This is a genomic window from Anabaena sp. 4-3 (assembly GCF_001597745.1).
GTDB lineage: Bacteria > Cyanobacteriota > Cyanobacteriia > Cyanobacteriales > Nostocaceae > Trichormus.
This window is the reverse complement of the sequence record NZ_LUHJ01000013.1, coordinates 192,420-201,057: the sequence shown is the minus strand read 5'-3', so window position 1 is coordinate 201,057 and position 8,638 is coordinate 192,420. Positions and strand designations below refer to the sequence as shown.

The 8,638-nt window shown below is 41.9% G+C and carries 10 protein-coding genes; 6 read left to right on the top strand and 4 right to left on the bottom strand.

What is annotated here, in order from left to right; translation table 11 throughout:
• The coding region (locus A3775_RS03030) for a DUF3288 family protein (RefSeq protein WP_066423779.1) at nucleotides 1-225 on the bottom strand (225 nt) is incomplete at its 3' end.
• A gap of 230 nt (nucleotides 226-455) precedes the next feature.
• On the opposite strand from A3775_RS03030, the gene A3775_RS03025 reads away from it, so the two are divergent.
• Nucleotides 456-2,906 carry an ATP-dependent Clp protease ATP-binding subunit gene (locus tag A3775_RS03025; protein WP_066423776.1) on the top strand — a complete coding sequence of 817 codons (2,451 nt, stop codon included), beginning with the start codon at nucleotides 456-458 and terminating at the stop codon, nucleotides 2,904-2,906.
• A gap of 238 nt (nucleotides 2,907-3,144) precedes the next feature.
• The gene (locus tag A3775_RS03020; RefSeq protein WP_066423853.1) at nucleotides 3,145-3,411 is read left to right on the top strand and encodes a type II toxin-antitoxin system ParD family antitoxin; all 267 of its coding nucleotides are present in this window, start codon (nucleotides 3,145-3,147) and stop codon (nucleotides 3,409-3,411) included.
• Here the strand turns inward: A3775_RS03020 and A3775_RS03015 are convergent.
• On the bottom strand, nucleotides 3,382-3,690 hold the full coding sequence (locus tag A3775_RS03015) for a hypothetical protein (RefSeq protein ID WP_066423773.1): 309 nt from the start codon (nucleotides 3,688-3,690) through the stop codon (nucleotides 3,382-3,384). The genes A3775_RS03020 and A3775_RS03015 overlap by 30 nt on opposite strands.
• 375 nt (nucleotides 3,691-4,065) lie before the next feature.
• Nucleotides 4,066-4,803, bottom strand: coding sequence for a 2-phosphosulfolactate phosphatase family protein (locus A3775_RS03010; RefSeq protein WP_066423771.1), 738 nt, complete (start codon nucleotides 4,801-4,803; stop codon nucleotides 4,066-4,068).
• A 291-nt stretch (nucleotides 4,804-5,094) separates the two neighbouring features.
• Between A3775_RS03010 and A3775_RS03005 the strand changes: the two genes are divergently transcribed.
• From A3775_RS03005 to A3775_RS02990, 4 genes are all read left to right on the top strand, one after another.
• Nucleotides 5,095-5,514: a BlaI/MecI/CopY family transcriptional regulator gene (locus tag A3775_RS03005; protein WP_066381618.1), complete on the top strand. Its 420-nt coding sequence runs from the start codon at nucleotides 5,095-5,097 to the stop codon at nucleotides 5,512-5,514.
• Nucleotides 5,514-6,377 (top strand): M56 family metallopeptidase, encoded by an 864-nt coding sequence (locus tag A3775_RS03000; RefSeq protein WP_066381617.1) that lies wholly within the window; start codon nucleotides 5,514-5,516, stop codon nucleotides 6,375-6,377. The genes A3775_RS03005 and A3775_RS03000 overlap by 1 nt, the downstream gene beginning before the upstream one ends.
• Nucleotides 6,378-6,541: 164 nt before the next feature.
• The gene (locus tag A3775_RS02995) at nucleotides 6,542-7,315 is read left to right on the top strand and encodes an ABC transporter permease (protein ID WP_066423770.1); all 774 of its coding nucleotides are present in this window, start codon (nucleotides 6,542-6,544) and stop codon (nucleotides 7,313-7,315) included.
• A 112-nt stretch (nucleotides 7,316-7,427) separates the two neighbouring features.
• On the top strand, nucleotides 7,428-8,213 hold the full coding sequence (locus A3775_RS02990; RefSeq protein ID WP_066423769.1) for a hypothetical protein: 786 nt from the start codon (nucleotides 7,428-7,430) through the stop codon (nucleotides 8,211-8,213).
• Here the strand turns inward: A3775_RS02990 and A3775_RS02985 are convergent.
• Nucleotides 8,203-8,562, bottom strand: a complete 360-nt coding sequence (locus A3775_RS02985; protein WP_066381609.1) for a hypothetical protein — start codon at nucleotides 8,560-8,562, stop codon at nucleotides 8,203-8,205. The genes A3775_RS02990 and A3775_RS02985 overlap by 11 nt on opposite strands.
• Nucleotides 8,563-8,638 lie beyond the last annotated feature (76 nt).

Genomic DNA, 8,638 nt, shown 5'->3' with positions numbered 1-8,638 from the left:
TCTTTCAAATAGTTGGGTTTCCGTTAATCCCCATTGTTGCAAAACTTTATCCAAGTCCTGTTGTATGTCCCTTGCGCCTGGGAAGCCTTGATAACGTATTTTCAGCCTGGCTAATTCTGCTAAGTTGTAGTCTGTCGCCTCTTGAGTTAGTAAAATATCAATAAGAGGGCGATCGCGGTTGTAAAGTGGGTGTTGTTGGTCTTTACTACCGTGTTGTTCTGTCATGTTTTATACTTTTTCTAGATGATAAATTCATTTTAAGTCTAGAGCTAAAATCGTCCTAACGCGCGATAATTAAAGATGACGGCAACCACACCTGAGCTAATACGGCTCTCACCACTGTCACTACATAATAAATAAAGATACATTGTCTTTAAGAAAATACAAAAAAGTTAAGAAAAGGGTGAATTTTTAGATCGCCCAAAGTCCAAGCAGCAAGGGAGCAAGAACCCGCTATGTTTGAACACTTCACTTCCGAAGCCATCAAGGTTATCATGCTCGCTCAGGAGGAAGCACGTCGCCTGGGACACAACTTCGTAGGAACTGAACAAATTCTCCTGGGTTTGATGGGAGAAGGAACTGGGGTTGCTGCCAAAGTGCTGACTGAGTTGGGTGTAACTCTCAAAGACGCACGTCGGGAAGTCGAAAAAATTATCGGTCGGGGTTCTGGGTTTGTGCCACCAGAAATTCCTTTTACCCCCAAAGTTAAAAGTCTATTTGAGCAGTCATTTAGAGAAGCTCACAGTCTGGGACATAACTATATCAACACAGAACACTTACTTTTAGGTTTAACTGAAGCAGGTGAAGGTGTCGCCGCTAAAGTATTGCAAAATCTGGGAGTTGACCTGAAAACGGTTCGCACTGGTGTAATTCGGCGTATAGGTGAAGACCCGGCGGTGGTTGGTAGTGGTTTTAGCCCCAGACGCAGCCAAAAAACACTAACTACAGAAGAATTTGGCAGAAATCTCACTAAATTAGCCCAAGAAGGTAAACTAGACCCGGTAGTTGGTCGTGAAAAAGAAATTGAGCGAGCAATTCAAATTCTCGGTCGTCGGACTAAGAATAACCCGGTGTTAATTGGTGAACCAGGGGTAGGGAAAACGGCGATCGCTGAAGGATTGGCACAGCGTATCATTAATCAAGATGTCCCCGAACTGCTGCAAGATAAGCAAGTCATCAGTCTCGATATGGGGTTATTAGTCTCTGGAACCCGTTTCCGGGGAGACTTTGAAGAACGCATCAAGAAAATTATTGATGAAGTCCGCAGTGCGGGTAATATCATCCTAGTAATTGATGAAATTCACACCCTAGTCGGTGCTGGCGGTACAGAAGGCGGGTTAGACGCTGCTAACATCCTCAAACCAGCTTTAGCCCGTGGTGAACTCCAATGTATTGGTGCTACCACATTAGATGAATATCGTCAACATATTGAGCGTGATGCAGCCTTAGAGCGTCGTTTCCAACCGATTTTAGTCGGTGAACCGTCAGTAGAAGAAACCATTGAAATTCTCTACGGTTTGCGGGGAGTTTACGAACAGCACCATAAAGTACAAATTTCCGATGAGGCGGTGGTGGCTGCTGCTGAGTTGTCAGATAGGTATATAAGCGATCGCTTCTTACCAGATAAAGCCATAGACTTGATAGATGAAGCTGGTTCTCGTGTGCGGTTGCGTCACTCCCACATTTCAGCCGATAAAGAACTCAAGCGTAAACTCGCGGGAGTCACCAAAGCCAAAAACGAAGCCGTCAGACTGCAAAACTTTGATACAGCTGGAGAACTGCGCGACCAAGAAATCGCCCTAGAAGCAGAACTACAAGCAGCTTCAGCAGAAAAAGCCATTCACCCCATCGCCGTAGATGAGGAAGACATCGCCCAAATCGTCGCTTCGTGGACAGGCGTACCAGTCAACAAACTCACAGAATCTGAGTCTGAATTACTGCTGCACCTAGAAGACACTCTCCACGAACGACTCATCGGCCAAGAACAAGCAGTTACGGCTGTGTCTCGTGCCATCCGTCGCGCTAGAGTCGGCTTAAAGAACCCCAACCGACCCATAGCCAGCTTTATCTTCTCCGGCCCCACAGGCGTTGGTAAGACCGAATTAGCCAAAGCCTTGGCGACTTACTTCTTCGGTGCGGAAGATGCAATGATTCGGCTGGATATGTCTGAGTACATGGAAAGCCATACAGTATCTAAACTGATTGGTTCGCCTCCTGGTTACGTCGGCTACGACGAAGGCGGACAACTCACCGAAGCCGTGCGCCGCAGACCTTACACCGTGTTGCTATTCGACGAAATCGAAAAAGCACACCCGGATGTCTTCAATATGCTGCTGCAAATTCTCGACGACGGACACCTCACCGATGCTAAAGGTCGGAAAGTGGACTTCAAGAACACCTTGATTATCTTAACCTCGAACATTGGTTCTAAGGTAATTGAAAAAGGTGGTGGCGGTTTAGGCTTTGAATTCGACAACCAACCCGAAGCTAGTTACCAACGCATTCGTAACTTAGTCAACGAAGAACTGAAGAATTACTTCCGTCCTGAGTTCCTCAACCGGGTAGATGAAATTATCGTCTTCAGTCAACTGTCTAAGGATGAAGTCAAGCAAATTGCTGACATCATGCTGCGTGAAGTAGCTAGTCGCCTGACTGAAAAAGGTATTAACTTAGAAGTTACGGAACGGTTCAAAGACTTAGTAGTAACTGAAGGTTATAACCCCAGCTACGGTGCTAGACCATTACGCCGTGCAATTATGCGTCTGTTAGAAGATTCTTTAGCGGAAGCTTTGCTTGCTGGCGAACTCAGCGAAGGTTGCACTGCCGTTGTGGATGTTAATGATGATGGTCAAGTACAGGTACTTCAGTCAGAAAAACGCGAGTTACTTTTGGCGAATGCTGGTTAATGTTGCAGCCGTTTGTCTATTAGTTAATCCTGTGAAATAGGATTGCATAATTTTACCTCTGGTATATGCTACCAGAGGTTTTTGATTTATGAGGTTTGTGAGATGATAAGCATATCAATACAGGAAACTATAGCGGTTTTCAATGGGAGTGAGAAGAAAGATAATTGAACGCAGATAAACGCAGATGAACGCAGATGAATATCTATTCTATGATTTAAAATTGGGGTTTAGGCTAGATATGAACATCCAACTAAAAGCGGAATACGAGCAATTTATACAAACCCGAATTGCTACGGGTAGATATGAAAATGCTGAAGATGTGATTGTGAAAGCATTGAAACTGTTGGAGGAATGGGAGAAGGGTTATCAAGAATGGGAAGAAGAAACTAAGAAAAAACTAGCGGCTGGGCTGGCTTCTATCGAACGTGGAGATGTAATAAATGGTGAAGTGGTGATGGCGCAACTGGAGGAAAAGTTACGTAAAGCGCGTGAGAGTCAAGGATAATGGAATACTTTCAATTTCTTTAGCTATATCCGTTAGTTTATCTCCTATTCTTGATAATTGTTTTCTTAAAATAACCTTTGATTCTTTGGGTGCTTGATACATAACATGATAGTTAGTAACTAAGCAGCCATGAACCATAAATCCCGTACCAGATGAAACTCTTCTTCCATCGACTACATGAACTATATGAATAATTCCTGATTTAACTTCTGCTATAATATCTGGAATAGATTTAACTTCTTCTATAATATCTGGACTAGAATAATTTTCCACTTTCATGACTCATTAAAATATATATCATTACAATTCATAATTTGGCTGAGGATTAAGGACTGGGGACTATTGACGAAGGCTCGCGCATTTCTTCTGGTTAACGAAAACCTGAATCCCTAAACTTTCGCTGCAAAATCTGGTTTTCTTACTTCCTTCCTGGTGCAAGATTACGTATCTCCTTTGATTCTTCCTTCGTGTCCTTTCCTTCGGAACGCTTCGCGAACGTTCCTTCGTGGTTCATTCATATCGGAATTCTTCTGGTGGGAAGGGAGTAATTTTGAATTTTGAATTTTGAATTAGTATTAGTCCCTTGGCTAGTTTTGCCGAGACGGGGCAAATAAACAAGACAAGGGGAGCTATTCAGCTATTGATTTTGCATATTTAAGTTTGACTTTTAAATACACCTGGTTCTTGCTGTGTGGGCAGGACAGCTAAAATATCGGTTTGGGAACAATATTTCAGGTCTTCATGGCCATCTAGGCGTAACAACCTTTTGCCGTGACTAGCGTGGTGGAATAATCCCAGGAGGTTGTCTTGCCACTGGGAGTATAGCGCGATCGCACTCATAACTTCGTCGTTACCAGCTAATTCTGCGGCTGGTAATTGGGATTTCTCGATCACACTGTGAGCGATCGCACCAGCACAGGCTGTATCCTCTAAAGAAAAACTGCCTTCCCAACCTGAACCCACAATCCACACTGTCTCAGGTTGCTTGTCAATCAAATATTGTACTACTGCGGCTCGGTTAATAAAAGCGGCTGTCATCACCGTGGGTGATTCCTGTACCCGTTTTAAAGCGCGAGTGCCATTAGTGGTACTAATAAACAAGCGTCGCCCATTCACTAATTCGGGTCTACAGTCAAGGGGAGAATTACCTAATTCAAAACCAGCAACTTTTGCACCTCCCCGTTCTCCGGCTCGTAGCCGTTTCTGTTGAGGCCATTTTTCACTGACTTCGATCAGTTGATCTAAATCGCTGAAGACTTGCACAGCTTCGCCACCAGCCGACAACACAGTTGCAATGGTGCTAGTGGCTCGCAAGACATCGACTGCGATCGCGCAGTCTGGAACTTGATCTTCGGGGGTTAATTCCGGGGTGTGATATACAAATAGCTTCACGCGCGGGTTACACCTGCTTTAAATACTACTGCCGAGATTACATTCTAATTGGTGTCAATCACCATAATCACAGGAAAAATTAGAGTATTTCTTATGGTTATGCCAGACTATTTTTTATTATGTCGGAGTAGCTAGGGGCTAAACGCGAGAGGTTGGAGGCTAGAGAAGAGAGGTTTTCAGCCCATAGTTTCTAGCTAGAGTGTAAATCACGGTAATCTGAAAGAACGTAGGGGTAGAAGGTAGGAAACAACCCCCCAATCCCCAATCCCCAGTCCCTAATCCCCAATTTCTATGGCACCTTTACCCGATTATCGCCCCAAACAATTGTCTGTAGGCCCTTTGGAAGCAGAAATTTTAAATATCGTTTGGGAACTGGGTTCAGCTACAGTTAAAGATGTGCATGATCGCATTCTGGCTGACCCTAACCGCGAATTAGCTTACACCTCTGTCACCACAGTTTTACGTCGCCTGACTGAAAAAGGTTGGCTAGCCTGTGATAAAAAAGGCAAAGCTTTCTATTGGCGACCTTTAATCACAAAGCAGCAAGCCCAAGTTATCAAAGCTCATGACCAATTACAACGGTTTTTAGCCGTAGGTAATCCTGATGTGGTTGCGGCTTTTGCTGATAGTCTGGATGAGGCGGCTAGTGAACAAATCGCAGCGATCGCTAAACGTATTCAAGCAGCACGCCAAGCCAGGGAGGAACAATAATGCACCTATTAATGATTTTGGCTGCTTTGGCAGTTTCTGGAATTTTAAGACAATCTTGGACTCATACCCCAGGTAGTTGGGAACTACGCTGGCAAAGAACCCTGTTTTTCTTTCTCTTTCCACCGTTGCTGTTAATCATGACAGCGATCGCTGTGCTGTGCATGGGTACTCAAGGTCAAATGGTCGGTATGGACACAGGATCATTAAGTTATGTACTAGCTTTAATTATCCTGACTATTTTTTCTTGTTTGTGCTTGCAACTAGCTATCCAAGGTTATCAGTCCCTACAATCAGCCCGCAATTGTCCTCTAGTAAATGTTGAAGGTGAGCGAGTCAGATTACTCAGCACACCAGCCTTATTTGCCGGACAAATTGGTTTTTGGCATCCTGAATTAGTAGTCAGCGAAGGATTGCTACAAACACTCTCCGCAGATCATGTTAAAAGTGTCTTAGCCCACGAACAAGGACATCACCACTACAAAGATACATTTTGGTTTTTCTGGTTGGGTTGGATACGTTCCTGTACAGCTTGGTTGCCCAACACAGAACCATTGTGGCAAGAACTTTTAATCTTGCGAGAACTACGTGCTGACAGTTATGCAGCATCCCAGGTAGACCCCCTATTACTCGCAGAATCACTGTTGTTAGTAGTAAGTAATGCTACAGCATTCACAGACTCAGAAATTTGTTGTGCTGCTCTAGGTTCTAGTGTAGGCGATACCTACAACGGCAAGCTACGCTTAGAACAGAGAATAGAAGCTTTATTAGCACCACCACAACCAATCTCAAAACCTCAATTTCAGTTGTGGAATAGCTTGATATTGGCATTTCTCCCCCTAATCACTATCATATTTCACACCTAATTGTCAAGCTTTCTTTGTATAAATAATCAGTGGTTATTTACAACTTCAACTAATGACTGATTATTCTTATTTCTCAACAATAGATAAATCCAAAATCCTCCTGTAGAGACGCGATAAACCGCGTCTTTTTCATCAGGTTTCTAGAGTATTAAAAGGAGGTAAAATTGCAACAACCAAAAAATTTAGAACATTTATTTACTGTCCGTTGTTTCGCCACAGTGCTACTCTTTGGTCAAGTCTGGCTACATTTCCTACAAGGAAAAACTTACTACCGTAAAATTTTAGAACATACTGTAACTGCGGGGCCTGGTTGTGTCTCTCCAGTTTTGCTTGTGAGTGTTTTTTCTGGCATGATTTTTACTATTCAAACCGCTAGAGAATTAATACAATTTGGTGCTGAGAATACCATCGGCGGAGCTTTTGCATTAGCTTTTTGTCGGGAATTAGCTCCTATTTTGACTGCTAGTATTATTGCTGGACAAGTAGGTTCTGCTTTCGCCGCCGAAATCGGTGCAATGCGTGTCACTGAACAAATTGATGCGCTTTATATGCTCAAAACTAACCCTATTGATTATCTAGTGCTTCCCAGAGTCATTGCTTGCTGTTTAATGATGCCCATTATGATGATTTTCGCTTTAGTCATGGGTATCAGTGGCGGAATTTTTGCGGCTGCACAATTTTATCAAATTCCTCCAGAGATATTCTTAGAGTCAGTCAGAAGTTTTTTAGAGACATCAGATGTATTTATTATTTTGTTGAAAGGGTTAATTTTCGGGCTGATAGTATCTATTAATGGCTGTAGTTGGGGACTGACTACTAGAGGTGGTGCCAGAGAAGTAGGAGAATCAGCAACTACCGCAGTTGTCACGACTTGGGTAGCAATTTTTATTATGGATTTTATTCTATCTTTACTATTATTTGAAATTCCCAGTTTTTGACATTATTTTTTCAATAGATGCGATTAATATATCATCTATAAAAGAGTAGAGAGTGGGCGGCGTAAACACCAATTTCATACTAGGTTTTAAAGTCTTATATTTTGTTATAACCATGCAAGTTCTGATTTTAGAAAAAACACCAACTTTATTAAAACTACAATTCAAACCACAAGCCATTTTTTACTGGCTGTTTGGGGGACTATTCGCCGCAAGTGGTATTTTTTTAATAGCTACACTCGGAAAAGTCACTACTTTTACTTGTAATCGCATTGAAAACCAGCCAGCTAGTTGTCAGTTAATTAGCAACAGTTTTTTAAAATCTCAAACTCACACTTGGAATCTCTTAGAGATAAAAGGCGCAAAACTAGATACTAGCACTACTGATGAATGGGGTAGTTATCCTTTTTTACTGCTAACAAATCAAGGTAGTTTTCCTATTAATTTAATAAATGCAGATAGAACTAAAAAAGAAACCTATGCAACCCAAATCAACGATTTTCTGAAAAACTCGCCAGCTACAACTTTAACTATTCAGGAAGATAGCCGCTTTTGGACTTATCCTCTAGGTTTATTACTAATTGCTGCTGGTGGTGGTTGCATTATCTATATGCAAATGAATGCTAAAATTGTCTGTAGTTTCGATAAAGTTCTGGGTAAAGCAACTATTAACCGTCAAGGTTGGTTTAGTCAAGCGGTTACTGAAGTTAAATTAAAAGAAATTTTAGGAATTAATATTGATGCTGCTACTGTAGGGAGAGGAACAAATTACTATGTTCTGCTAAATTTAGACAATGAGGAGCAGATTTATTTGGCTTCTGGCCCCATGTTTACAGCTAAAAGTGCAGCACAAACCGTTGAGGCTATCGCTAGTTTTCTCAAATTACAAACTAATGTATAATCTCACTATCTTGATTCATGAATTTTTGTGAATTATCACTATTAACATCACCGGGAATAACCTGATGATTTTCTAATGGTAATAACTGTTGTTGTACCTGCATGACTTCAGGATTAATTTGCAGTAATTTTTCTGGTAACAGACTATCTTTCATCATTAACACTTTCATTTCATGCTCAAACTGCTCTTGCCCTTCACGGAAAAAGTCTATTCCTCTAGGGTTAATTAAAGCATTAGTAATCTGCTGATTTTCATTAGCAGCTACTGGTACAGTGATTAATAAAGCTGCTAATACCACTGTTGCAGTTATAGCCAGTCTGGAGAATATATTGTATAAAGTATTTTTCATTTTAGCCCCCTTTGCACAGGGCAATTTCTACTCAAACAGCCAGATTAATTGACAGGAATATTGGCTTTTTGGGAGT